The organism is Sphingopyxis sp. 22461, from assembly GCF_052044915.1.
In the GTDB taxonomy this organism is placed as follows: domain Bacteria; phylum Pseudomonadota; class Alphaproteobacteria; order Sphingomonadales; family Sphingomonadaceae; genus Sphingopyxis.
In genome coordinates this window covers 90,290-116,077 of the sequence record NZ_JBQENY010000002.1, presented here as the reverse complement: position 1 = coordinate 116,077, position 25,788 = coordinate 90,290, and the positions used below count along the sequence as shown (strand labels likewise).

Annotated in this window: 21 protein-coding genes; 14 read left to right on the top strand and 7 right to left on the bottom strand. The window is 65.5% G+C overall.

Going from position 1 to position 25,788, the window contains the following annotated elements; all coding sequences use genetic code 11:
- Window positions 1-4: 4 nt before the first annotated feature.
- From ACTJI5_RS03040 to ACTJI5_RS03015, 6 genes are all read right to left on the bottom strand, one after another.
- Window positions 5-1,174, bottom strand: a complete 1,170-nt coding sequence (locus tag ACTJI5_RS03040; RefSeq protein WP_440859372.1) for a benzoate/H(+) symporter BenE family transporter — start codon at window positions 1,172-1,174, stop codon at window positions 5-7.
- A 30-nt stretch (window positions 1,175-1,204) separates the two neighbouring features.
- Entirely contained in the window at window positions 1,205-4,189 is a 2,985-nt protein-coding gene (locus ACTJI5_RS03035) for a DUF2339 domain-containing protein (protein ID WP_440859371.1), read from the bottom strand.
- 208 nt (window positions 4,190-4,397) lie between these two features.
- Entirely contained in the window at window positions 4,398-4,997 is a 600-nt protein-coding gene (locus ACTJI5_RS03030) for a hypothetical protein (RefSeq protein WP_310254378.1), read from the bottom strand.
- A gap of 143 nt (window positions 4,998-5,140) precedes the next feature.
- A complete protein-coding gene (locus tag ACTJI5_RS03025) occupies window positions 5,141-5,350 on the bottom strand; it encodes a hypothetical protein (protein ID WP_037514865.1) in 210 nt (69 codons plus the stop codon).
- A 218-nt stretch (window positions 5,351-5,568) separates the two neighbouring features.
- Complete coding sequence (locus ACTJI5_RS03020) at window positions 5,569-6,315, bottom strand: LytR/AlgR family response regulator transcription factor (protein ID WP_058536335.1); 747 nt, start codon at window positions 6,313-6,315, stop codon at window positions 5,569-5,571.
- Complete coding sequence (locus ACTJI5_RS03015) at window positions 6,312-7,406, bottom strand: sensor histidine kinase (protein ID WP_440859370.1); 1,095 nt, start codon at window positions 7,404-7,406, stop codon at window positions 6,312-6,314. The genes ACTJI5_RS03020 and ACTJI5_RS03015 overlap by 4 nt, the downstream gene beginning before the upstream one ends.
- A 205-nt stretch (window positions 7,407-7,611) precedes the next feature.
- Here ACTJI5_RS03015 and ACTJI5_RS03010 point away from each other — a divergent pair, with 205 nt between their 5' ends.
- From ACTJI5_RS03010 to ACTJI5_RS02945, 14 genes are all read left to right on the top strand, one after another.
- Window positions 7,612-8,577 carry a retropepsin-like aspartic protease gene (locus ACTJI5_RS03010; protein ID WP_440859369.1) on the top strand — a complete coding sequence of 322 codons (966 nt, stop codon included), beginning with the start codon at window positions 7,612-7,614 and terminating at the stop codon, window positions 8,575-8,577.
- A gap of 19 nt (window positions 8,578-8,596) precedes the next feature.
- Window positions 8,597-9,751, top strand: coding sequence for a hypothetical protein (locus ACTJI5_RS03005; protein WP_440859368.1), 1,155 nt, complete (start codon window positions 8,597-8,599; stop codon window positions 9,749-9,751).
- Between the two features lie 28 nt (window positions 9,752-9,779).
- Window positions 9,780-10,634 (top strand): hypothetical protein, encoded by an 855-nt coding sequence (locus tag ACTJI5_RS03000; protein WP_440859367.1) that lies wholly within the window; start codon window positions 9,780-9,782, stop codon window positions 10,632-10,634.
- Window positions 10,634-12,553, top strand: coding sequence for a TonB-dependent receptor domain-containing protein (locus tag ACTJI5_RS02995; protein ID WP_440859366.1), 1,920 nt, complete (start codon window positions 10,634-10,636; stop codon window positions 12,551-12,553). Before ACTJI5_RS03000 ends, ACTJI5_RS02995 begins: the two co-directional genes overlap by 1 nt.
- A 35-nt stretch (window positions 12,554-12,588) precedes the next feature.
- On the top strand, window positions 12,589-13,248 hold the full coding sequence (locus ACTJI5_RS02990) for a hypothetical protein (RefSeq protein WP_440859365.1): 660 nt from the start codon (window positions 12,589-12,591) through the stop codon (window positions 13,246-13,248).
- Between the two features lie 82 nt (window positions 13,249-13,330).
- Window positions 13,331-13,771, top strand: a complete 441-nt coding sequence (locus ACTJI5_RS02985; RefSeq protein ID WP_440859364.1) for a Rap1a/Tai family immunity protein — start codon at window positions 13,331-13,333, stop codon at window positions 13,769-13,771.
- 511 nt (window positions 13,772-14,282) lie between these two features.
- The gene (locus tag ACTJI5_RS02980) at window positions 14,283-16,586 is read left to right on the top strand and encodes a TonB-dependent receptor (protein ID WP_440859363.1); all 2,304 of its coding nucleotides are present in this window, start codon (window positions 14,283-14,285) and stop codon (window positions 16,584-16,586) included.
- 16 nt (window positions 16,587-16,602) lie between these two features.
- Window positions 16,603-17,853: an MFS transporter gene (locus ACTJI5_RS02975; RefSeq protein ID WP_440859362.1), complete on the top strand. Its 1,251-nt coding sequence runs from the start codon at window positions 16,603-16,605 to the stop codon at window positions 17,851-17,853.
- A 113-nt stretch (window positions 17,854-17,966) separates the two neighbouring features.
- The gene (locus tag ACTJI5_RS02970; RefSeq protein ID WP_440859361.1) at window positions 17,967-19,160 is read left to right on the top strand and encodes an amidohydrolase family protein; all 1,194 of its coding nucleotides are present in this window, start codon (window positions 17,967-17,969) and stop codon (window positions 19,158-19,160) included.
- Between the two features lie 151 nt (window positions 19,161-19,311).
- Window positions 19,312-20,217 carry a LysR family transcriptional regulator gene (locus ACTJI5_RS02965; protein ID WP_336445824.1) on the top strand — a complete coding sequence of 302 codons (906 nt, stop codon included), beginning with the start codon at window positions 19,312-19,314 and terminating at the stop codon, window positions 20,215-20,217.
- Window positions 20,218-20,343: 126 nt separating this feature from the next.
- A complete protein-coding gene (locus ACTJI5_RS02960) occupies window positions 20,344-21,354 on the top strand; it encodes a Rieske 2Fe-2S domain-containing protein (protein WP_440859360.1) in 1,011 nt (336 codons plus the stop codon).
- 70 nt (window positions 21,355-21,424) lie between these two features.
- The gene (locus tag ACTJI5_RS02955) at window positions 21,425-22,225 is read left to right on the top strand and encodes an acetoacetate decarboxylase family protein (RefSeq protein ID WP_440859359.1); all 801 of its coding nucleotides are present in this window, start codon (window positions 21,425-21,427) and stop codon (window positions 22,223-22,225) included.
- Window positions 22,225-23,094, top strand: coding sequence for an SDR family NAD(P)-dependent oxidoreductase (locus ACTJI5_RS02950; RefSeq protein ID WP_037514887.1), 870 nt, complete (start codon window positions 22,225-22,227; stop codon window positions 23,092-23,094). The genes ACTJI5_RS02955 and ACTJI5_RS02950 overlap by 1 nt, the downstream gene beginning before the upstream one ends.
- Window positions 23,088-24,425, top strand: coding sequence for an MFS transporter (locus ACTJI5_RS02945; protein WP_440859358.1), 1,338 nt, complete (start codon window positions 23,088-23,090; stop codon window positions 24,423-24,425). The genes ACTJI5_RS02950 and ACTJI5_RS02945 overlap by 7 nt, the downstream gene beginning before the upstream one ends.
- An 18-nt stretch (window positions 24,426-24,443) precedes the next feature.
- On the opposite strand, the gene ACTJI5_RS02940 is transcribed toward ACTJI5_RS02945, so the two are convergent.
- Window positions 24,444-25,586, bottom strand: coding sequence for a helix-turn-helix transcriptional regulator (locus ACTJI5_RS02940; RefSeq protein WP_440859357.1), 1,143 nt, complete (start codon window positions 25,584-25,586; stop codon window positions 24,444-24,446).
- Window positions 25,587-25,788 lie beyond the last annotated feature (202 nt).

Below are 25,788 nucleotides of genomic sequence, written 5' to 3'. Positions count from 1 at the left end.
CGCGTCAGCTTCGCGTCGTCAGCCACCGGCTCGCCGCGAGCGCCAGAAAGCCGACGACGAGCCCCCAGAAGGCCGATCCCAGCCCGAACAACGTCAGGCCCGATCCGGTGGCGAGGAAGGTCAGGATAGCGGGGTCCCGGTCCGATTTTGCGGCGAACATCGACTCGATCGCGCCGAGCAGCGCAGGGATCAGCGCGACGCCCGTCAGCGCCGCGATGACCGTGGGCGGCAGCGCGAGAAAGAGGCGCACGAGCAGCGGCGAGAAGATGGCGAGCAGCAGATAGAAGCCCGCATAAAGCATGCCGACGGTCCACCGTTTTGCGCGGTCGGGGTGCGCTTCGTCGGCGGTGCAGATCGCCGCGGTGATCGCCGCGAGGTTGAGGCCGTGGGCGCCGAAGGGCGCCGCCGCGAGCCAGGCGAGGGCGCTGCCGACGATCAGCGGGCGCGGCGGCGGCGCATAGCCCGCGCCGCGCAGCACGACGAGGCCGGGCAGGTTCTGCGATACCAACGTCACGAGAAACAGCGGCACGCCGACGCTGAGGATCGCGCGCGCGTCGAAGGCGGGAACCACGGGCAAAAGCATGCCGAAGGTGGCACCCGGCGGTAGCGGCCCGATGTCGCCGCGTAGCAAGGTCAGCACCATGCCCGCCGCGAGCGCGAGGAGCAGCGCATAGAGCGGCAGCCGCGCGCGCGCGACGACGAAGACCGCGACGAGCAAGGCGACGAGCAGCGGGTCGGCGGCGCCGAGCCCGAACAGCTTGAGGCAGAAAGGCAGGAGCACCCCCGCGAGCATCGCCGAGGCGATAGGCGCCGGGATGCGCTCGGCGAGCCGTCCGAGCAGCGGCACGATGCCGAGCAGGATCATCATCAGCGCCGCGGACAGGAAGATGCCGATCGCGACGGGCCACGACAGGCCGGGTGCCGCGGCGGCGAGCAGCGCCGCGCCGGGTGTCGACCAGGCGAGCACCACGGGCATGCGCAGCCGCCACGACAGCGCCGCACCCGCTATAGCGATGCCGAGGCACAAAGCGGTGACCGCCGACCCCGTCTGGTCGCCCGACGCGCCGAGGTTGCGCATCGCCTGGACGACGAGCGCGATCGTGCCGCCAAAGCCGACGAGCGCGGCGATCAGCGCCGAGGACCAGGCCGGGACGGGGGGCAGGCTACGCAGCATCGTTTCGGTTCTCTGGCTTGTCGGAGCGGTTCAGGCGGGCGCTGGCGCAGCATCGCGGTCGGGGGCGAGCTGGCGGCTATAGAGCCAGCCGATCCCGATCAGGCTGAAGCCGAGCGCGACGAACGAGCCGATCCGCGCAAGCCCTTCGAGCCCCGAGGCATCGAACAGGAAGACCTTGCCCGCCGCGGCGATCATCAGCACCAGCGATGCGATGCGCCAGTCGTGGCGCTTCGCCCGGATGCCCCATAAGAGGAAGCCGAGCGCGAGCGCGAGGATGAGGATCGACCGCAGGATATTCTCCGCGTCGGTAACGCCCGGCTGTGCGAGCAGCGCGCCGTGGAACAGCTGGCGAAGCGTCGCCCACGCAAAGCCCAGCGCGAGCAGCATCGTTACAATCTGGATCGCGCGGTCGAGCTCTGCCGGTGCCTTGGCGAAGAGCGCCGGCATCCGCGTCAGCCCCAGCCACGGCAGCAGGAACAGCGGGAGGAGCAGGTTGACGAGCGGCCAGCCGCCGACCGCCTGCGCCGACCACAAGGGATTGTGCAGGATGAGGCCATAGAAGAGCGCATGCGCGGTGCCCGTGACAATTAGCGGACGGGCGACGCCGGTCAGCCCGCGCGCCATCGCGAACCAGCCTGCGCCGATCAATATCGCCTCCCAGATCAGCCGCTGAAGGATGCCCGTCGTGACGAAATCCCCGCCCGCCGCTGCGGCGAAGCCGATGCGATAGAGCGAATGGACGGCGACGCCGCCGACTATGGCGGCGAGGCTGAGCGCCGCGATCCACAGCCAGCGGGGGAGCGCATCGCGGATCAGCCAGACGGGTATCGCGAAGAGCAATGCGGGAAGCAGCAGGCGCAGCAGCAACGGTTCGATCGTGAGCAGCGTGTCATCGAATTGCATCGGGACACCGGCGAGCGATAGCAATGCTTTCGTCGACCAGATGGCCATCGGAAGCGCCGCCCACGCCAGACTGAGCGTCGCGAGGCTGGCGGCCGCGCCGTCGATGCGGCTGAAGAGGATCCGCCGCGTCGCAAGAAGTACCGCCGCCCCGCCCAGCGCCGGGACAAGCATTAGCGCGTTCGCCGGCAAAACCTGCGCGAACGCACCGTAAGCGAACAACGCCGCGCCAATCTGACCGACCCGGCGCACAATCGCGCCGTCGGCGCGAACCGCGAACAGGAGCGCGGCGGCGGCAAGGCCGGCCCAGCGGATTATCGCCATGCCGTCGGTGCCATCCGCGCCCTCGATCAGCCGCGGCAGTTCGACCAAGGCCCGCGATGTTGCGACGAGCGCGACCAGTGCGGCGCCTACGAAGCCTGCCGCGACGCGTTCGATGCATGCGTCGAGTGCGGCCTTTCCGAAGAAGAGCAGCCCGATTGCAACCGCTGCGATGCCAAGCGGCGCTAGCCACGCGGGAATGAGGAGGATAATGGCCAGCGCGAGAAGGACCCCCGCCGTCGCGGTCAGCCACGCGATGCGGCCGTCGTTTGTCCGCCCCTCGACGCGCCAACCGCGACCGATGGCGGTAGCCGCCAGCAGCGCGCCGCCCAGCGCGACCAGCGCGAGCGATCCGTCGGCGACGCTCCAGAAATGCCATTTCGTCAGCGGCGCTGCGGCGAGCGCGATGATGCAAAGTTCGAGCGTCGGGCGCAGGCTTTTGGGGAGCGCCCACATTCGCGCAAGAAGCGGCAAGGCGTGGATGATCAGCAGCGACAGTCCGATCAGGCCGAACCAGAAGGGCGTGGGATCGGGCCACGCAGCCAGCAGGGCCAGCGAGAGCAGCAGGCTGATCGCCGGAACGATCGCGAAGCCGCGCTCGCGCCAGGTGAGCCATTGGCCCGCGGCGGCGATGAGCGCGAACAGTCCCCAGTGGAGCGGCGCGAAGCCACCGTAGCCGACGAGCAGCGCCAGCTGGAGCGCCCCGACGACCGCGGAGGCGGTGCGCAGCAGCGTCGAACGCGGCCCGTCGAACGCCATCATCGGCAGCACGATGGCGAGAAGAAGGACGAAACCCCCGATCGAGACCGACGCGACGACGTCGAGCGCCGCGCTCGCGAGGACCATCCAGAGACCCCAGCCGATCCCGCCGATCAGCGCCGCAAGCGCGAGCCACGGCCAGCGCCGCGCGCGCGCAACCCCCGCGAGCCCGGCGATCGTCAGCGCGAGATAGACCGCGAGCAGCGGCACATTGGGTTCGACCGCCCCGACCATCGCGGGCGCCGCCAGCCCGCCCGCGAGCCCGAGCAGCGCGCTCGGCGGACCGAACCGGAGCGACAGGCCGAGTGCCGCAGCGGTGACGAGCGCGAGCGCGAGGAAGGCGAGCAGCGGCCCGATCAGCTGATAGACGTTCGCCGCGACCATGATCGCGGCATAGAGCGTCGCGATGCCGGCGCCCGAAAGCGCCTGCGGCACGCGCACGTCGCGCAATTTCTCTTCGTTGCGCCAGGCATATTCGGCGCCGCCGATTAGCCCGAGGCCGAACAACAGCCCGGCGACGATCTGTACGCCCGGCGTGAAGATGCGTGCAAAGAAGCCGGCATCGATTGCATAGCGGACGATCAACACGCCGGCGATCGCGAGCGTGAGCCCGCCGGCCCAGATCGGCAGCGTCTTCCCGAACAGATTTTCGAACCGCGACGCGAGACTGACGGGCGGTCCGGCCGGAACGGGTGCCTTTGGCGGTTTCGGCGCAGGCGCCGCGCCAACGGCGGGCGAGGGCAGCGTTTCAATGGTTCCGGGCGTCTTGACGGGATCGTCTGATCGCGCGGGAAGTGGTGTTGCCTCGGCAGCAACGGCGGGCTGGCCCTGCGCCGGAGCGGCAGTCTCGTGAGTGGCCGCAGCGACCTCGGCGGCCGCGTCCCCGGTCACCGGCGGTGCAGCCCCGCGCTGCAGCGCGCCGATCCGTCTGGCCGCTTCCAGCAGCGTCGCCTCGGCGCGCTTCAACCGGCCGCGGGTGTCCATCAACAGAATGAACAGGATGATGATGGCCAGAAACGCAAGGAAGTCGAACACGTTGATCCCTTCAGCCTGTGTTCCTAGCAGGCAGCGGAAGCAATTTCGATCTGTTTGGCAGCGTAAATGACTTTGCGCATCTCAAGGCAGGCGATGTCACCGGCCCGATACGGCAATCGATCCGTCAACCCGGGTTCGACCAGGTCGACAGGATGACCTCATGCCGGAATTCGCCCGAGGCCGGAACGGCCGCGCCCGACAGCGTCAATCAGTAAACCACGTTCCAGCCCTGGGACCCGGCGAATTGATTGGCGTAACCCCAGCACAGCAGGCCCGGCCGTTCCGCTGAGGCGCTTCCCTTGGTGAGCCGGTAAAGGAGCTGGCGGCAGCGAAAGCCGCCGACGGGCTCTTCGCTGACGATGGTCAGCGACCCCTGCGATTCGGCGCCCTTCCAGCGATGGACATGGCCGATCGCGAACTCGCCCAATATATGCTTCGATCCATTATAGGGACGCGGTGTTTCGTCGCGCGGAAAGACCGGCCAGCCATCATAGGCATAGCCGCCTTCACAGCCGGTGCAGCGCACCTTTCCGAAATCGTCATAGGCCTTCTTCACGGCGGCGAAGCCTTCGGGGTCGGGCAGTTCGCTTGGATATGCAATCTTGGACGACGATGCCTTTTTGGCAGGCGCAGGCGCCGTGGCTTTTCCCCCTGAAGGCGCGTCCGCGGGGGCCGTTTCTTCGGCGACCTGCTTCGGTGCCTCGGCGATGCGGTCGGCAATCCGCTTGAGGAAGCCTTGGCCGAGGGCCGGCGTGGGCAATGCCAGGAGAAGCGCGGCGCAGCCGGCCACCGGGATCAGGGTTCGCATGACATTTCCATATTCTCAACGCGAGCGTCCGGAAGACGGGGCCGGGCGCCCTGGGAACGGCCGGTATCGGCCTGTTTTTTTGTGAGCGTGGCGGAGTGCCGGGGGAGGGGGGCGATCCCGCCGGCACTCCTTTGCCGACGCGATCAGCCTTCGGGCTTCGCTTCGGCTTTCGCGCGGGCTTCGGGTTTCGCTTCGGCCTTGGCGCGCGCCTCGGGCTTCGCTTCGGCTTTCGCACGCGCCTCGGGCTTGGCCTCGGCCTTGGCGTGCGCTTCGGGCTTGGCTTCGGCCTTGGCCAGCGCGGGCATCGGCAGGCCGAGCGCGATCGCCGCGGCGAGGAAGGGGAGTTTGCTCATGATATGGCTCCATAATCGGTGAAGGTGGAGCAGAGGGACCGGCCTCTTGCCGGAAGTGGCGCGGGACAGGCCGGTCGTCTCTGCTCGCGGCTCGATGCCGCAACCGTCACGCTATGGGTGTGTGGAGGCCGGCGCCCCGCGCTTGCTTCGAAACCGGATCGCGGTGCGACATGGCGGCTGCGGCGTCGACCAAAGCGGACGTCGGCGCGACGAATGCGTCAGGACAGGCCGAGCCGGTCGAGCACGGCGCGGACATAGCTCGGCCCGACCTGCACGATCGCGCCATCCTCCATTTCGAGCGCGATGAGCCCTTTGCCGAGCCGCTGTACGGCTTTCACCAGCGCGGGCCGGATGAAGGTCGACCGATGCACGCGCATCAATTGCTGCGGATCGAGCAGCTGTTCCAGTGCCGTCATCGAAATTCGGTGGATGTAGCTGCGCGTCGAGGTGTGGAGCAGCACATAGTCGCGCGCGGCCTCGACCCATTCGATCTGGATGATGGGGAGGCGGAGGTTGCCGCTGGCGACCTGGACCCAGATCGCTTCTTCGCGGATTTCAACCGGCGGGGCGCTGGCGATCCGGTCGACCGCATCGCGCATCGCCCGCCGTCGACGCGCCCGCTCGACCGCCTGGCGCAGCCGGTCGAACCGCACGGGCTTCAAAAGATAGTCGGCGGCATCGACCTCGAACGCGTCGGGCGCATATTGTTCGAAGGCAGTGACGAAGATGATTTCGGGGCGCGGGTCGGCGACCAGGTCGGCGGCGACGCGGATGCCGCTCTTTTGCGGCATCGAGATGTCGAGCATCACGAGATCGGGCCTGAGCGCGGCAATCCGCGCTTCGGCCTCATCACCGGTCGAAGCCGTCCCCACAACCTCGACATCGTCGATGTCGCCGAACAGCGTTTCGAGGCGCCGGAGCGCGAGCGGCTCGTCGTCGACGAGCAGGACGTGAAGCGCGCTCATGCCGCGAGCTCGTCGCTGCGCCGCTCGAGCGGCAGGCGCGCGATCGCGAGGAAACCGCGTTCGCGTTTCAGCGTTTCGAGGCTGCCCCTGGTGCCATAGAGTGTCTCGAGCCGCTGGCGGACATTGGCGATGCCGACGCCCGTGCCCGGCCTTGCGTCCTTTTCCTGCCCGGCGCCATCGTCCTCGACCGAGACGAGCAGCATATCGTCGTCGCTCGACGCTTCGACCCTGATCGTCACCGGCACCGCGGACGGTGCGAGCGCATATTTGATCGCATTCTCGATCAGCGGCTGGAGGAGGAAGCCCGGCACCAGCGCGCTGTTGAGGGCGGGCGGACAGACGAATTCGACCGCGAGCCGTTCGCCGAAGCGGACGCTCTCGATCTCGAGATAATGTTGCAGCGTCGCGAGCTCGTCCTCGAGCGGCAGCAAGGCGTCGGGTTCGGACGATAACGTCGCGCGCAGGAATTCGGACAGCTTGGCGAGCATCGCATCGGCGGTGCGATATTCCTTCGTGACGATCAGCGACGAGATCGCGTTGAGCGTGTTGAACAGGAAATGCGGGTTGAGCTGATAGCGGAGCGCCGCGAGGCTGGCGGCGCTCGCGGCGGCTTCGGCGCGGCTGGCGGCCTCGCGCGCCACGGCAAGCTCCAGTTCGCGTTCGCGCGTCAGCTTGTTCGCCTCGATCACCGTAAACGCTGCGCCGAGCAATGCGAACTGCCAGATGAGCGCGATGAAATTGTTGGTCGCGCGAAGGCCGAAGGGCGCGGCCATTTGCGACGATACGACGAGCCGGCCGATCCATTCCCCCGTTGCCGCGTCGATCAAGGCCAGCATGCCCGAGGCGAGGCACACGGCAGCGCCCATTGCCGCAAGGCGAACAGCCATGTTGCGGTGGCGGGTTTTCCGAACCGTCCAATAGACACCCCAGGACAACAGCGTCCCCATCACGCAGATGTTGATCACCGAAACGATGACGTAGGTGCTGGCGCCGCTGAAGATGTGATAGGGAATGAGGTATAGCACGCCGGACAGGGTCCAGGTCGCGATGACCAGCGAAATGGTCTGACGATGTTCGGGCTTCAGTGGCATGGCAATTCCAATGTGTAGTTCGCGCCGAGCATAAGGGAAGTGGGCGCGATTGACGTCCTTGCTCGTCGCACCGGCGTCCGTCTTCGTCGCGCCGGATCATGCCCGGCGACACCCGATCCGCCTTGGTCGCAGGCTGATGGAACAGCCGCCCGAGGGCCGATAGCCGACCTCCATTCGCGGCACCGTGCCGCCAAGGAGACACGCTATGGCATATCGTTATCGCGCAGGCCTTGCCGCCTTCGGGCTGCTTGGCACGCTTATTCTCGTCGAGGCGCGCGTGACCGCCGCTGGACCGACGACATCTGTTGCTGCGCCCGCGGCGACGGAGCAGCCGCTCGAAATACTCCCGTCGGGTCATCCCGTTGTCCTCGTGAGCATCGATGGCTCGGCGCCCAGGCGCTTCGTCATCGATACCGCGGCGAGCAGCACCACGATCATGCCGAAACTGCGCGCCGAAATGCCCGGGCTCGTCGCCAAAATGTCGGACGACCCGCTCGATGGTGCGGCGGGGCGGAGCGACGTCGAAACGGCGGTGGTCAAGCAGGTTGAGGTCGCCGGGCATGTCTTCCACTCGCCCGAACTCATGCTGCTTCCGCCCGGGCCGACCGACCGGCTTGGCACCGACGGCATATTGGGTGCCGACATTATCGCCGATTTTGCGGTCGAGCTGGACATGCCCGGCCGCCGCTGGCGCATGACGCGCAAGGTCGAGGCTGGAATGCTCGACGGGCTTCCGGTGACGGTTCCTTTCGTGCTCGACGACATGCGCGCGCCGCGCCTGACGATCCGCCTCAATGGCGTCGAAGTGCCCGCGATCCTCGACACCGGCGCGCGCGGGACGATCATCAACTGGGCCGCTGCGAAAGCGATTGGGCTTTCTCCGGATAGCCCGGGGCTTGCCAAGGCATCGGATATCAAGGGCGCGACGAACCATGCGACCGCAAGCGTCGAAGCGCCGATCGACGCGCTGACGATCGGCGAAGCGAAGGTCGAGGGCCGCAAGGTGCGGATCGCCGACCTGTCGGTGTTCAAGGTGCTCGGGTTCACCCTCGACCAGCCCGCGGTGATCCTGGGCATCGACATGTTCGCCGACCGGCGCTTCGTCATCGATCATCCGGGGCTGCGCCTGCACATCTCGCCGCCGGCCGTGCCGGCCCCGAAACAACCCTGATCGTCAAGGGAGCAGCAGCATGAACAAGATACTGACCGGCAGCACCGCGCTTGGCGCGCTCGCCATCGCCGCAACCGCCGCCTTCGCCCAGCAAGCACCCAAGCCAAAGATCGAAGCCGTCTATTGGCTCTCCGCCGAAACCGTGTCGGGCATGGCGACCGGCCAGCCGGCGGGCGTGGCGAAGAATCTCTCGCTCCAGCTCGGCTCGGCGCGCCGCAGTCCCGCGCCGAGCGCCGAACATCTGCCGCCGCAGGCGTTGCGCGCGGGCGATCGCCTGCCGCTCGTCACGCCGGCCGGTGCGGCGCCCCGGGTAGATGGCAAGCCCGATTACCGGCCCGGCCCTCCGGACGCGCCAAAGGGGCGGATCGAGCTCTACTGGGGCTGCGGCGAAAATGCCCCCGCGGGCCAGCCGGTGGTCATCGACCTTGCGACGATGAAGCCGGGTGCGGCGTCGCCCTTTGGCGCGATCCCCAATGTGAAGGCGATGGTGCCGCCGTCTGCGGGGCGTCACGCGACCTATGGCGAATGGCCGGGGGACAAGAACGGCACGCGTGTGCCGCGCGCCGCTTCGCTTGTCGGCGATCATGTTGTGCAGGGCAATTATTCGCCCGAGATGCGCTTCGCCGTCGCCGGCGGGAATGATTTCCTCGCGCCGCTCGCGCCGCGGAACTCTGAGCTTGCGTCGGGGGCGGTCAAGGTCAGCTGGCCTGCGCTCGCCAATGCGCGGGGTTACATCATGACGGTGACTGGTGCGCGCGAAGATGGGACGATCGTGATGTGGACGTCGAGCGCGGTGCGCATGCCTGGCATGGCGTTGCCCGACTATCTTGAGCAATCCGACATCGCGCGCCTCGTCCAGCAGCGCATCCTGCTCGCCCCGGACGCCACCGAATGCGTCGTCCCGTCGGCGGTCGGCAAGGCATCGGAATCGGCGATGCTGATGATGACCGCCTATGGCCCCGAGGCCAATTACGGATCGCCGCGCGAAGCGTCCGCGGGCTGGGGCGTCAAGCTGCGCACCAAGGCGACGCATATGAGCATGCTCGGCGTCGATCTCGCGTCGCTGATGGGCGGAGGGGACACCGACAGCGACGCGCCGGCGGGCGACGCCAAGCCGAAAAAGAAGCGCGGCCTGCTGCGCGGGATCGGCGGCGCGCTCGGCTTGCCCGGCTGATCACCATCTCTTTCCGAAAGCTGAAACCATGAAATATTCCCTGTTAAAGCTCGCCATGCTCGGCCTTTTCATGACAACACCCGCGATCCCTGCGGCGCTGGCCGCCCCCGGCGATAGTCGCGCGCCCAAAAAATTGATGGAGCGCTGGGCCATCGGCACGCCAGGCCCCGGCGCTGGACTGCCGGGCTGGTATTCGAAGGCGCCCGACATTCACGTCCACCAGCCGCGCACTGATGCCCGGATTCCCGTCGCCGAAATTGACCTGCTCCGCCGCCGCGCGATGGTTGTCTTCGACGCGTTGATGATGCAGCCCTCGCTCCGCGATGTGCGCGGCACCAGCCTGCAGGCCGACATCAACATCTCGGTGGTCCCGACGATCGACGGCGTGCGGCTCGTCGCCGCGACCTTCAGCCTCAGCGCGAAGAGCGTGGTCGACGGCAGGCCAGGGGTGGTGCAGCGCGACGGCCGCTACATCGACCCTGACCAGGAAGGCGCCGTGCTGCGCGTCTTCCTCAATCCCTATGACATGATGGCGCGCCGTCAGGTGCAGGCCGAGGGTGTTCAGGGCGGCGGCCTCCAGATCCGCACCGGCTCGGCCTATGGCCTCTATGTTGCCGATCGGCTCCCCGCCTATGACGCCGATTCCGAATATGCGTGGGCCCCGCGGCCGCTCGCGCTGGAGCTTCAGAACGATCGCAGCTGGTATCAACCGGGCGCGGCGGGCGTGCATCCGCTCCTCGTCCACATGTCGAGCTATTCGCAGGAAAATGACGACCTCCGTAGCGACCGGCTCAATCCCGAACGTCCGGCCGCACGCCTCGCCGCCGCGATGTTCATGACCGATTGGGAAGATGTCCGGCGCCGCATGAAGGCGGTGGCATGATGCGCCGCGCTTCTTTCACCGCGCTCGCGCTGGCGCTTGCCGCCGCGCCATCCGCCGCCTTCGCCCAGCGCGCTGACGATAATGCGACGACGAGCGCCGAGGATGCCTTTGGCACCTCGATCGGCGGCGAGCAGATCGGCATCTATAATCCCAATTATGTCCGCGGTTTCTCGGCGGCCGAGGCGGGCAATATCCGCCTCGACAGTCTTTATATCGACCAGCAGGGCGGTTTCACCGACCGACTGATCGGTAGCTTGCAGATGCGTGTTGGGCTGTCGGCGCAAAGCTATCCCTTTCCGGCGCCGACGGGCATCACCGACTATGGGCTGCGCAGTCCAGGCGACAGGGCGCTGGTCAGCCTCGGCGCGCGGCTTGGTCCCTTGGGCGCGGCGGCGCTGGAGATCGACGCGCAGCTGCCGGTAACCGACCGTCTTGCCGTCGGCGCGGGATTGGGACTGATCGCGGACCGGACGCATACCGGCGGCCGCGCGAATTATCGGACCGCGGCGCTCATCGCGCGCTGGGCGCCGGTCGACGGTGTCGCCATCACCCCCTTCTGGAGCCGCACCGGCATTTCGGACGAAGAAAGCCAACCCTTGTTGCTAACCGGCGGCGATTATCTGCCGCCGCGCATCGAGCGCGTGAAGCGGCTCGGCCAGAAATGGGCGACCAACGACGGTGAAACGGTCAACGCGGGCGTCATCGGATCGGCGACGATGGGTGACTGGACGCTGAAGGCCGGTATTTTCCGGTCGATCCTCGACCTCGACCGCTCGCACACCCAGCTTTTCCTCGATGTGCGGGAGGATGGCACCGCCGATGAACTGGTGATCGCCGAACCCGGCCGCCGCTCGGCATCGACAAGCGGCGAGGTGCGGCTGTCGCGACGTTTGGCTGAGGGGCCGCGGCTCCACACGCTGCACCTCTCGTTCAAAGGCCGCGACAGGGTGCGCCGCTATGGCGGCGATACCGCGATCTTCGTCGGCAACCATCCGCTCGAGGAGCCTGTCGCCTTTCCCGAACCCGTGTCGGTGTTCGGGGTGCAGACGCGCGACACGGTGCGTCAATGGACTGCGGGTGTCGCCTATGAAGGGCGGTGGAAGGGCGTCGGCGAACTCAGCCTTGGCCTGCAGAAGACGAACTATCGCAAGCGTGTGCTCGATCCCGATGCCCCGGCGATTCGGACGACCGGCGATCCGTTGCTCTTCAACGCCACCGCTGCATTCCATGCGTCGTCGTCGCTGGCCTTCTATGCCGGCTATACGCAGGGTCTCGAGGAAAGCCCGGTCGCACCCGGCGTTGCGGTCAACCGCGACGATGCGCCGCCCGCCATCCGCACCCGCCAGATCGACGGCGGCGTTCGCTGGTCGATCACGCCGAACATCCGCCTGGTGGCCGGTGTGTTCGACGTCACGAAGCCATTCTATTCGCTCGATGCCACGCGGGTCTTCCGCCAGCTCGGCGACGTGCGGCACCGCGGCGCGGAATTCTCGTTCTCGGGCCAGCTCGCACCGGGGCTGACCGCGATTGCCGGGACGGCGCTGATCGACGCCAAGCTGTCGGGCGACGCCGTCGACAGCGGGCTGGTCGGCCGCAAGCCGCTCGCGAGCTTCGGCCGGCTTTCGACCGCCGTGCTTGATTACCGGCCGACGTTCGCGCCCGATTTTTCGGTCGACATCGTCGTCGAAAGCACGTCCGACCGTATCGCCAGCACCGACGGCAAGCTCGTCATCCCGGCGCGCGCGATCGCATCGGTCGGCGGGCGTTATCGCTTCCATATCGGCAAGGCCCCGGCGACGCTTCGCCTCCAGCTCGCGAACATCGGCAACAAGTTCGGTTGGGCGAACGGGTCGTCGGGGGTCTATCTCTATAATTTCCCGCGTCGGCTCATCGCAACGCTGACGACCGACTTCGGCTGACCCTCTGCTGCATCCTCAAAAATCGGGAGTTCATCATGCAAGCTGTCTTGCGTGCGGCCGTCGCCGCTACCGCCTTTCTGGCCATCGCCAATGTCGCGCAGGCGCAGGGACTCCTGAAATGCCTGGCCGATCGCGCGGTGGAAAAGGTCGAACAGGCCGCGGAGAAAATCACCGAGGACGCCATCAAAGGTTTGGCCCGCCCCCGTGAGCGGACGGGGGTGGACGAAGAGGCGCCCGCTCCGCGTCAGGGCGCGGCGGCGGCGACGCCCGCTTCGGTCAGTCCGCCGCCGCCGGTAACCAAGACCCGTTACATCGACAGCCTGAAAACCCCGCCCGATATCGAGGCGAAAAAGGCGGAGTATAACAAGTTCGGCGAAGTCAGCTGCAACGACTGCGAAGGCGGTGTCGAACTCGCCGGCCGGCCGACTTTCCCCTTCGACGAGTTCAGCGGAAAATATAATGAACGCGCCAAGCGCGCGGGCAGCTGGCCGGTGGGCCACACGCATCGCTGGCAGGGGAAGGGATCGGCGGGCACGTTGACGGTGACGTCGGAAGAACGCGTCGAAGGCTTTCGGTGCCGTCGGCTCGAATATCGGCTGGAGCGCGGCGGCGCCTCCGCCAACCGGCCGAGCCTGATCTGTTTCGGCCTCGCAAACAGCTCGTCGGAAGTCGAAAACTGGCACGAGATATATTGAGCTGCCCGTGGACGCGATATAGGGGCGTTCGACCTGTCATATCGTTAGGCACGAGCGGCAAATCGGGTGTAAGGAGCCGTTGGTGAAAAATCCCTGGGGAGGGCGAATGATGCGGTTGATTGCTCTGGCCCTGTGCGCGGCACTGTTGCCGGCTGAAAGCGCGGCCTTTCAGAAGCGCGAAAGCCTTGCGGGTGGCAATTCCTATTACAGCCAATGCGTTGCGGGTCCGAAGGACTATAGCGCTTGCATCGGATATTTCATGGGCATCGCCGATGCGCCCGTGATGAACACGGGGAAAACGCCTGAAGAGGCCGTGTACTGCCCGCAGGCCGGCGCGACCTACGAGCAGTATCGCGACGTGTTTCACAAATTCCTTCGCGACAATCCGCAGACCCGGCAATTGTCCACGCACCATCTGTTCCTGATGGCGATGAACGCCGCCTTTCCTTGCAAGAGTTCGCCCTATCTCTCGGTCGATCCGAACACCGGCGGTGTGTATATCTCGGTGCCCAAGCCGCGATAGGATGGTGCGTTATATTTTCTCCTGACACCCCGTTCCTGACGGGGTGTCAGGGCAGAACAAACCAAGCCTTTTGGAACGGTACGAAGTTCGGAGAGCCGCTGGTGCCAGTTCTCCGGCTCCTTGCCGGTAACCGGATTTCGAGCGGCGGCTATGATCTGTTCGCGGGCAACGACCAAGCCGACGTTGTTCAGGAACAGGGCCTCGAGGCGTGCGCTGACAGATTTCTGATCATAGGCCGTGTTGTCGGAACTGTAATCTTTTCGGTAGGAATCATGCGCCCGATCTCCCGCGCGGCGCCGACGCCGGCAATCGGGAAGGGTCTAACGCTTCAGTCCGGCCATACAAGGGGAAGCGGCCCAACGCCATTCGCCATGGGAGTGAACAGTGTGGCCACCAGCGTGAGCTTTACGGCCGTGGTTCGTCGGTTATCCTCAAAGGCGTTATCGGGCCACTTATGAAGAAGCCCGGAGATTGGCGGCCGAAACCGGCCGTCGTGGGATAGGGAGGAATTATGGCATTTCGGAAAGCCGCGTTTGCGGCGGTCATGGTCACGACTGCGTTGAACTCGTCGTTGGCATTCGCGCAGGAGGCGGATGACAAGGGTGCGGGACTTGGGGAAGGCGAGATCGTCGTCACCGCTCAGCGCCGCGAAGAACGGCTGGTCGACGTGCCGATCTCCGTCTCCGCTGTGAGCAGCGCGGCGATCGACCGGGCACAGGTCCGCAACGTGTCTGACATCGCGACGATCGTTCCCAACATCCAGATCAACGAGACGATCGGCAACAGCTTCGGGCCGCTGATCACGATCCGCGGCCTGTCGCCTTCGGCCGACACCAGCCTTGCCCGCGATCAGCCCGTGGGCCTCTATATCGACGGGGTGCCGATCGGGAAATCGACCGGGGCGGCCTTCGATACCGTCGATCTGGAACGCGTCGAGGTGCTGCGCGGACCGCAGGGCACTTTGTACGGCAAGAACACGATCGGCGGCGCGGTCAATCTGATCACGCGGAAGCCGAGCGGCGAATTCGGCGGCCAATATCTGGTGGGCGCCGGAAGCTGGGGCCAGTTCAACCAGCGCATTTCGGTCGATCTGCCTGAAGTGGCGGGTTTCAGCGCCAAAGTGGGCCTGATCACCAAGCTCGATGGCGGCTATTATCGCAACAGCGTGCGCAAGGATAATTTCGGCGAAGAAGAGCTGTGGGCGGCGCGCGCCGACCTGTTGTGGCGTCCGTCGGGCAGCTTCAGCGCGCTCTACAGCTATGATATTTCGGACAGCAAGGGCACGCCGAACCAGCTTGCCACCACCGCGGTCACCGGATCGGGCGCGACCGCGTTCGTCAACGCGCTCTTGAGGCCCTATGTGGTGAGCGGACGGACGCGCGAGATCGGGGCGCAAAGCGCGCTGCGCAGCGACTATCGCACCAACGGTCACGCGCTGACGCTCGAATGGGAACCCGGTATCGGCGACCTCACGCTCAAATCGATCACCGCGCGCCGGACCGCGATAACCCGGTCGGCGAGCGATTTCGACGGCAGCCCGCTCGATCTGCTGCGCATCGTTCTCGACAATAATTACAAGCAGTTCACGCAGGAATTTCAGGCGATCGGGACCGTCGGCGACTTCAAATATACGCTCGGCGCCTTCTATCTCGACGACGAGTATGACGTGTTCAATCCGCGCTGGAACTTCCAGTTCGGCGGCAACGCCTTCGACATCAGCGAACGCGGCGGCCGTTCGAAATCCTATGCCGGCTATGGCCAGCTTGCGTGGACGCCGCGCGCGCTCGACGAGAAGCTGACGGCGTCGGTCGGGCTTCGCTACACGCGGGAATCGAAGCACGCCTATGAGCTGCTGCTGTCCAATTCTGCCTATCGCGTCAATCCGGCAGCGCCCGGTTCGGGCGTGTTCCAGCGCGACGCGAACGGCAATCCGGTCACCCGCAGCGGCGGCCCGGCGGCGGGCGCACGGCCGGGGGCAGGCGGGATCGGCTATACCGACCTCAGCCCGCTCGAAAATTCGGGGGTGTGGAAGCGGTTCAATCCCGAATTCAACATCCTCTATAAATTCCAGCCTGATTTTTCGGTCTATGGGCGCGTGGCGACGGGCTTCAAGAGCGGGGGCATCAACGATACCGCCGCGACCAACGCGGCCTTTATGACCTCCTATAATCCGGAAAAGCTGACGTCGTTCGAATTGGGCATGAAATATGGCGGCTTCGGCAACCTGCTCAATCTCAATGCCGCGGTCTATCATTCGATCTACAAGGATTTTCAGGCCGGTGTGCTCGTCCCCGCGCTGGTGACCACCAACATCATCAACGCGGGCAAGGCGAAGTTCACCGGCGTCGAGGTCGAGGGAACGCTGCGCCCCGTCGAAGGGCTGAGCTTCAACTTCGGCGGCGGCTATGTCGATGCGCGCTACATCGATTTCATCCTGCCCGACGGCACCGACGTCACCAAAACCTATGTGCTCTCGCGCGTACCCAAGTGGAACTATCAGGTCGGCGGGCTTTATCGTCACGATGCCGGCGTTGGGCGACTGGAGGCGAGCCTGAACTACAGCTGGCGGAGCAGCCAGTTCTCGTCGATCACGCCGGATACGCTGGCGAAGATGCCGTCCTATGGCTTGCTCGACGGGCGCATCGCGCTCACCCAGATCGAACTTGGCGGCGGCACGACGCTCGAGGTTGCGGCGTGGGGCAAGAATCTGACCGACAAGGAATATCTGGTCAGCGCGATCAACCTCGGTGTCCTCACGCTCGGCCAATTTGGCGATCCGCGCAGTTTCGGCGGCGAGGTTCGTATCCGCTTCTGATCGCGGCGCAGCCGAAATGTCTATGGTATTGGACCCGCCGCGCACCGGGTCGCGGTGGGTCCTGCCCTTTTTGGGAGCAGTGACCTTCCTCACCGCGATCGGCAATATCGGGCTGGTGTCGGTCATGCCGACGATCGGCCGGTTGTTGCACATTCCCGATTTTCTGGTCGCGGGCATTTTTTCGCTCTCGGCGCTGACCTGGGCGATCAGCGCGCCCTTCTGGGTGTCGCGGATCGAGCGCAAGGGGCCGAATCCCTATATTCGCGCGGGGCTCGTGGGCTTCGTCGTGTCTATGGGCGGCTGCGCGCTGTCGGTCGAACTGGGCCTGCTGGGGCTGCTCACGCCTTTCGCCGCCTTCCTGCTCTTTTCGATCTTGCGGTCGACCTATGGCCTTCTCGGTTCGGCGGCGGCGACAGCGACGCAGGCGCTGATCGCGGCGCAGACGGCGGGTGCGGCCCGGACGCGCGCGATCACGACGCTGGCCGGCGCGCTCAGCCTCGGCACCATCGTCGGACCCGCCATCGCGCCCGCGATGATCGTCGAGCCGCTGGGGCCGCTCGGGCCGATGCTGGGTTTTGCGATATTCGGCGTCATCGCCCTGGGGGGAGCCTATCTATTCCTTCCTCGCACGTCGCGTGGTGTGGCGCCGGTCGTCGGCGGCGCGCCGCAAATATCGCTCGCGCAGGTCTGGCGCCGACAGGGGATAGGCCATTATCTGAGCTTTGGGCTGCTGCTCTGCTCGGCGCAGGCGATCAATCTCTATACGATCGGCTTCGTGATCATCGACCGCATGGCCGATGACCCGATGGCGGCGCAGCGGATGATTGGCATCGCGATGACCGCGGCCGCGGTGGCCGCGCTGCTCGGCCAATGGGGTTTCGTTCGGCTGTTCTCGCCGTCGCCGCTGTCGATGATGCGCATCGGCACCGGATTTGCCTTTGCCGGCAATCTTCTGGCCATATCCCATGGCGGGGTAAATGCCGCCGCCCTGGGCTTTATTCTCGCGAGCTTCGGCTATGGCCTCGCGCGCCCGGGGTTCAGCGCGGCGGCGTCGCTCGCGGGGTCGACCGAGGATCAGGTCGCAATCGCCTCTGCCATCACCTTCATCGCCGGGGCATCGATCACCCTGCCGCCCGTCCTCGCCTCGGCCGCCTATCAATGGTGGCGTCCGGCCCCGTTTGCGATCGCCGCGATGATCGGAGGAGCGTTGCTGCTGAGCCATCTGATGCCCGTGCTGGCCCGGCATATTGTCCACAACGAGCGATAGATCGTTCGCCCCGACCCGCTTTATCCGGCGGATGAAGAGCATAATGTCTGACCATGGCGTACACGGCCAATTAGCCCGCGCACAGAAACAGAAACAGAAACTGGAGAGAGAGTGTGGATCGTTATCTTGTCATTTCGTCGGACGGCCATGTCGGCCTGCCCCCCGAAAAATATCGGGGCTATCTGGACTCGAAATATCATCAGCAGTTCGACGAGACCGTCCAGCTCGAAATCAAGGCGCGCGAAGAGCATGAAAAACGCTTCCTGATCGACGACTTCAACAACAAGTGGCGTTCGCGCGTCGGCGACGGGCTCGAGGGCGCGTGGGACGGTACGATCCGCAACCGCGTGCTCGACGGCGACGGCGTCGCCGCCGAAGTCCTGTTCCCCGACGGGATCACCGAACGCAACGCGCCGCCCTTTGGTGCCGACATCGGGCTTCGGCCTTCGGCGGCGCGGGCCGAACTGCAGTGGGCCGGCGCGCGTGCGCACAATCGCTGGCTGGCCGAATTCTGCCAGGACGATCCGCACCGCCGCATCGGACTCGCGGTCATTCCGGCGCTCTATGACATCGACGAGACTGCGAAAGAGATCGAATGGGCGAAGCGCCATGGCCTGAAGGGCGTGTTTTTCCCCGCGCTGACCGACGGCTACGACCTCTATAACCACACCAAATATCACCGCATCTGGGCGATGCTCCAGGAAATGAACATGCCGCTTCATTTCCACTCGGGCGCGGCGCCCGCTTATGACACGACACAGCCCGGCTGGATCGGCACCTTCCTGTGCGAGTTCGCTTTCTGGATGACGCGGCCCTTGTGGGCGATGACCTTCGGCGGGGTGTTCGAGGAATATCCGAAGCTGAAAGTCTGCTTCACCGAGGCGGGCGGGGAATTCTGGTTCCCGTGGGTGATGCAGCTGATGGATGTCCGCGCTTCGGCCAAGCATACGAGCGGGAAACTCGGCGATTATTATGCCAATATGAGCATGAAGCCGAGTGAGTATTTTGCGCGCAACATCTGGGTCGGCTGTTCGGCGCTGCCCGACGAGGAAACGACGCAGGCCTATTATGACATCGGCGTCGACCGCATCCTCTGGGGCACGGACTATCCGCATCCCGAGGGAACCTGGCCGCACACGTTCGAAAAAATGTCGGCTAGCCTCGGCGGACTGCCCGACGACGATATTCAGGCGATGCTCGGTATCAACGCGCTCGACGTCTATGACGTCGATGCCGACGCGCTGTGGAAAATCGCGGGTGAAATCGGGCCGCGCCGGGAATTGTTCGTCAAGCAGGCGGCCGAATAGGCCGGCCCGCAGGGGGCGTTCGGGGAAATCTGCCGGCGTTGCAGTGCTTGCACGGGCCGCCGGCCCGCACTACGCACCGCTCCTGCCCGGCGGGTTTCCCAGAGCGATCATAACGCGTTCAACTGGCCAGGGCAGGCTCTAAGGTGGGTTGATGTCAAGCTGGCGCGGGATCGAGGAATTTCTGGCGGTTGTCGATCAGGGCAGCTTCACGGCTGCTGGCGACCAGCTCGGTCTTTCCAAATCCTATATCAGCAAAACGGTGCACGAACTGGAAGAGCGGCTGGGCGTGCAGCTGCTCGTCCGGACGACGCGCCGCCTGTCGTTGACCGGCGCCGGCGAAAGCTTCCATCGCGAATGCGCTCAGCTGCAACAACGGCTGAGCGAGGTCGAAAAGCAGGTCGGACTCTATAGCACCCAGCCGGTGGGCCGGCTGCGCATCGGGCTCAGCGATATTTTCGGTTCGGATTATATGTCGGCGCTGCTCGCCGAATTCAGCGCCGAACATCCCGGGATCATGATCGAACCGATCGCCTATCTGAACGAAAACGAGATTGTTCAGGAAAGCTTCGACATCGTCATCCGTTATGGCGCGTTGCCGAATTCGAACTTGCGCGCGCGCACCTTTGGTTATCTCTCCTACTGCCTGTGCGCGGCACCCGAATATGTCGCAGCCCGCGGCTGGCCCAAAACGCCCGAAGATCTGCTGGAACATGACTGTCTGACCGACCGCACCGCGTCGATCAATTTCAACGACGGCATCTGCATCCGGGTCCAGCCCCGATGGGCCAGCAACAGCGGCATTGCCCTGCGCAGCGCCGCGCGAAAGGGGCTTGGCATCGCCAGCCTGCCGGTCAGCGTCGTCCGCCAGGATCTGACCGAGGGGCGAATGCTCGCGCTCGAGGAGGAATGGTCCTTCTATGACCGGGAATGCTGGGTCGTCTATTCGCCGGGCATCATGTCGGTCGCGACGCGCGCCTTCATCGACTATCTGGTGCGCAAGACGGGGCGCACGAAAATCCGCCCCTCGATGGCGGCATCGCTCGCCGCGCGTTACTGATCTTCGCGATTGTTCGCGAGCAGGCACAAACTGTGCGCGATTTTGATCTTACCTCTTGGCGAACAGGCGATACACTTCCCGGACAAAGGCCATCGCTCAAAGATGGCGTGAACTGGGAGACTGACGTTGTCAAAGGTCGATCGCTTTCCGATGCCCATTCCCCATGGCTGGTTCGGAATTGGCTATGGCTCGGACCTCGCGATCGGCGATGTCCGGTCGGTCCGCTACTTCAGCCGGGATCTGGTCCTGTTCCGCAATGAACAGGGCGAGGCGGGGCTCCTCGATGCCTATTGCCCGCATCTGGGCGCGCATCTGGGGCATGGCGGAACGGTCGAGGGTGACAGTATTCGTTGCCCCTTTCATCACTGGGCGTTCCGGCCCAACGGCTTTTGCAGCAGCATCCCCTATGCCAAGGCTTTCCCGCCGCGCGCCAAGCGCGAGGCGCTCGCCCAATCCTATCCGGTGGTCGAAAAGAGCGGCGTCATCTGGGCCTGGTATCACCCCGACGACATCGCGCCGACTTTCGATGTCATCGACTATCCCGAATTCACGAACTCCGAATGGGCCGCGCCGATCAAGCGCGAATGGCGCTTCGCCAGCAATCCACAGGAAATTGCCGAAAATGGCGTCGATGTCGCGCATTTTGCCTATGTCCACGCGATGGACGCGGTGCCGGAAGGCGAAACCGATTATGATGGCGTGCGGCGGCACAGTGTCGCGCGCGGGCATCGTACCATCGACCTGCCGTCGGGTGAGCGCAAGCAATTGCCCTATTCGGTCGACACGCTCCAGAACGGGGCAGGGCAGAAGTTCACGCGGCTGAGCGGGCTCGTCGAGCTGTCGCTTCTGGTCATCGCCACGCCGGTCGAAGCCGACGACGTCGAGCTGCGCTTCTGCTTCACGCACCCGAAGGTCGCGCCGGACTCGCCCGAGGAAAAGGCGATCGAGGCGGCGATCGAAAATACCTGCGGGCAAAAGGGCGTCGAGGGCGATATTCCGATCTGGCACAACAAGATCCACCGCGCCCGGCCCTATCTGTGCGACGGCGACGGTCCGATCCTGCGTTTCCGCCGCTATTTCGAGCAATTTTATGCCGATGGCCCCGACGGAAACCGCCTCGTCGAAGCCGCCGAATAAACCCTCCGCGCCCCGCGGAAAACCACCATTGCCGACTAGCTGCGCCTTGGGCGCCATAGGGAGAATTGCGATGTCCAGACTGCGTTATGTTCAGGGTCCCGTCGAAACCCGTGCGCCGGGGATGCTGCGCAACACCGTCTACGGGATTCGCGCGACATATGAGACCGATCCCGAAATCATCGCGGCGCTGCTGCCGCAGCCGCTCGTCGCGACCGCAAAGCCCGAAATCTGGCTGCAGATGGTGCATGTGGCGATGCATGTGACCGAAACCGATACGGTCGAGATCGGCGCGCTGACCGTCGGCGTCAATTGCACGCATGAAGGCGCGCCGGGGGCCTATTGCTTCCACATGGCGATGGAGGGCGAAACCGTGGTCACCTCCGGGCGCGAGCGTTTTGGCGAACCGAAAAAGATCGCCGAGACGCATTTCGAGCGCAATGGCGACCATCTGCGCGCGACCTGCTCGCGCCACGGCATCGCCTATTTCGAAATCGAAGGCAGGATCGGCGAAGCGATTGATGAACCGCTGAAATTCGAAGAGCATCTCTTCTGCTACAAAGGCATGCCGTCGATCGACCAGCCGGGCCAGTTCGACGGCGACGTCTTCCTCACCCGCCTCAACTGGGAACGCAATTACGATTCCCGCCGGGCGATGACGGGGACGATCACCTTGCGCGATTCGGCTTTTGACCCGCTCGCCGACATCCCCGTGCGCCGCATCGTCGACATGCAATATGTCGAAGGCGGGACCGCGACCGGCGGCACGCTGCTGCGCAAGGTGCCGGGCGAATGGATCGCGCCGCACTGGGTCGGGCGGCACGACGATCCGCGCAATGTCGGCATCGAAGCCGGCGAGCGGAAGGCCGCCTGATGGACGATTTTTCCGGCCGGGTGGCGGTCGTAACGGGTGGCGCAAGCGGGGTTGGCAAATGTCTGTGCGCCGACCTCGCCCGCGCCGGGGCGCATGTGGTGATTGCCGATATCGATCCGGCGCGGCTTGAAGCCGTGCGCGTCGAGATTGACGCGCTGGGTTCGGGGCAGGTGCTTGCGATCGCCTGCGACGTGACCAAGGAAGCGTCGGTGCGCGCGCTGGCGGATCAGGTTTTTGGCCAGTTCGAGACGGTGCATATCCTCTTCAACAATGCCGGCGTCGGGTTGGGCGAGGCGCAGCGCAAGCTGTGGACACTGCCGCTCAGCGACTGGCGTTGGGGGATCGACGTCAATGTGCTCGGCGTCATCCACGGGATCGCGGCCTTCGTGCCGCGGATGATCGAGGCGGGACAGGAGGGCGTGGTCGTCAACACCAGCTCGACCAACGGCGGGCTGCGGTCGCTGCCCAACACCCCCATTTATGCCGCCACCAAGGCGGCGGTGACCAGCATCTCCGAAGTGCTGCACCAGCAATTGCTGCGTGAAGGCGGCAAGTTGCGCGCCGCCACGCTGTTTCCGGGGCCGCACACGGTCAACACCGCGATCATGGCGTCGGGCGAAGTCCGCCCCGCGGACTATGTCGAAAATGAAGCGCAGACCAAAGTCGCCTATCGCACGATGGAGGATCTGGTACGGACGACCGGGCTCAAGCTCAAGCTGACCGAACCCGCCGAGGTATCCGCCTTCGCACTCGACGGCATTCGCGCGGGGCGTTTCTGGTTGCTGCCCGAGAGTGAGGAGAATGATGTGCTGATCGCCGCGCGGACCGAACAGATATTGGCGCGGCGGGACCCGCCGTCGGCATGGTGACCGCCGCGGTGTCCGAAGAGCCGGCGCGCGGCACGGTCGCGCGCGGCGGCGTCTATCGCTGGCTGGTCGTCGCGATCCTGTTCGTCGGCTATTGCTTCAGCGCGATCGACGCCCGCGTGCTGACGCTGATGGTCGAACCGATCCAGCGCGACCTGAACCTCAGCGATTTTGAAATCAGCCTGCTTCAGGGCTTTGCCTTCTCGCTTCTCTACAGCATCGCCGCGCTGCCGATCGGCCGCTTTGTCGATCGTACCAAAAGGCGCGCGACGCTCATTGTCTGGGGGGTGCTGTTCTGGTCGGCGATGACCGCCGCCTGCGGCTTTACCAGCAGCTTCATCGGGCTCTTCCTCGCGCGCGTCGGCGTCGGGGTGGGCGAGGCGACGCTTAGCCCGACCGCCTATTCGCTGATCAGCGATTATTTCGAGCGGCGACGACGGGCGCTGGCGATCAGCTTCTATGCGATCGGTTATCCGATCGGAGGCGGCCTGGCGCTGTTGATCGGCGGCTGGCTGCTCGCGCGTTTCACGAAAACCGGCGGCGTGACATTACCCTGGCTCGGCAGTTTCGAGCCATGGCAGATGGTGTTCCTGTGCGTTGCGGCACCCGGATTGATCGTCGCCGCGATGATGATGACGATCCGCGAGCCGGCGCGGCAGGAGCTCGCGGCGAACCTGTCGGTGCAAAGCAGCCTGCGCGAAGGGTTCGACTATATTTCCGAGCGCTGGGCGCTGTTCGGTTCGCTGATCGGTTCGCTCGCCCTGATTGCGCTTCTGGCGATCGGCACCGCGCTGTGGTTCCCGACCTTTCTGATCCGCAGCTATGGTATGAGTCCTGCCGAGGTGGGGATGTCCTACGGGATGATCATGCTGACCTGCGGCACCATCGGCACGCTGTCGGGTGGCTGGCTCGCGGGACGGTTGATGCAGGGTGGCCGGGCGGACGCCAATATGCGCGTCGTGCTGATCGCCACCGTGCTCAAGGGCGTGCCGCTGATCGTCGCGCCGTTGATGCCGACCGCCTTTCTGTCGCTCACGATGATGGCGATCGGCACGCTGATCGGGCAGGCGTCGCAGGGCGTGATGCTGACGGCGATCCAGGATGTGACGCCCAATCAGCTGCGCGGTCAGGTCACCGCCATCTCGCTCTTGTGCGTCAATCTGGTGGGGATGGGGCTGGGCGCCAGCGTGATCGCCGCGATCACCGATTTCGGGTTCGGCGACCAGGCGGCGCTCGGCTATTCGATCGCGATTGCCGGCGCGGTCGTGCTGCCGCTGATCGTGGCTCTGCTTCTAGTCGCCCTGCCGCACTATCGCCGCGCGGTCGAAGGCTGACGCGCGCCACCGGGGCCGTCAGCCGAGAACGGCGACGCTACGCAGGATGAGGCGGACGAGATCGGCCTGCCGGCTGACCCCGGTCTTGCTGAGGATCGTCTTGCAATAGCTGCGCACCGTATTTTCGGTGAGCTCCAGCCTGGCAGCCGCTTCGGCCAGGCTGAGCCCGGTCGCGAGCAGGGCGGCCAGATGTGCTTCGGACGGCGTCAGGTCGAAGATCTGGCTGACCAGTCTTTCGACCGGCTGATTGTTGTCGAGCCCCGAGACATAGACCACCGCGGCCGGGCCGGCCTCGTTGCTGTAGCGCGAGGGCGTCTCGATCGAGCGCACGAGCACCCCGAAATGCCGGTCGATATCCGCCTCGATACGCAGTCCTTCGGCAAAGCTGCCGCCGTCGCGCCGCGCCGCGACCGCCTTGCCGATCAGTTGCTGGAGCTGGGCGTTGCCCGTCTTGCTGGCGAGCACAAGCCGGTCGTCGGCAGCGCGCAGCGCGGTGCTCGACTTGATCAGCGCGCGGCCCGCGCTGTTGGTGCGTAAAATGCGCCCCGCGCCGTCGAGGATGAAGGTGCAGAGCGTCAGCCGATCGAGCGTGTCGATCATCACCTGAAGCTCGGTCTCGTCGCGGCGGATGCGCGAAAAGAGCGCGAGCGATTGTTCGAGATGCGGGCGGAGCGCAAGCAGCACCGCCTTGTCGTCGTCGGTGAAATCCTCTTCGCCGGGGCCGTTGGTCAGGCCGACATTGCCCTCCCACCCGCCGGGTTCGGAAATATACATGCCGAGCTGATATTCGATGCCATAGGGCTGCAATATCTCGCGATAAAAGCGATTGCCGCGAAGATCCTCCCGCGAGATCACTTCGCTCAGCCTGAAGATGTCGCCGGCTTTCGTCAGCGCGTTGCGCAGCGGGTCGAGATCGCCGAGTTCGGCATGGACCGCGTGAATCCGCCGCGCCTCGCGCTCGTCGATCACGGGCGGCGGCCCCCAGATGATGAGCGGCGGCGTGCCTTGCCGGCTGAGGCGCAACGTGATCGCGGCGCTGGCGCAGCGCATCCGCCGGCTCAAGGCTTCGAGGAAGCCCAGCCACGGCGTCGCTTCGAGCGGCCCGCGATAAAGCAGGGTCACCAGTTCATCGACTTCGGCCAGAGGTTTCCCGATCCGCATTCCGGCTTCGCTTCCTGTTCGCGTCCCGTCACCCGTTAAGCTGGGGAGTCGGTCTCGATCCCGCAATGACCTGTCCGGACCCAAGCGGCAAGGGGCGGAGCGCAAATCGTGCGCCCCCCGAATAGGGGTTGTCGCGGCCACGCCCGCGCGTAACGCAGCGGGGAGCATATCGATCGGGCAATGGACGGCGTGTCCATGGATG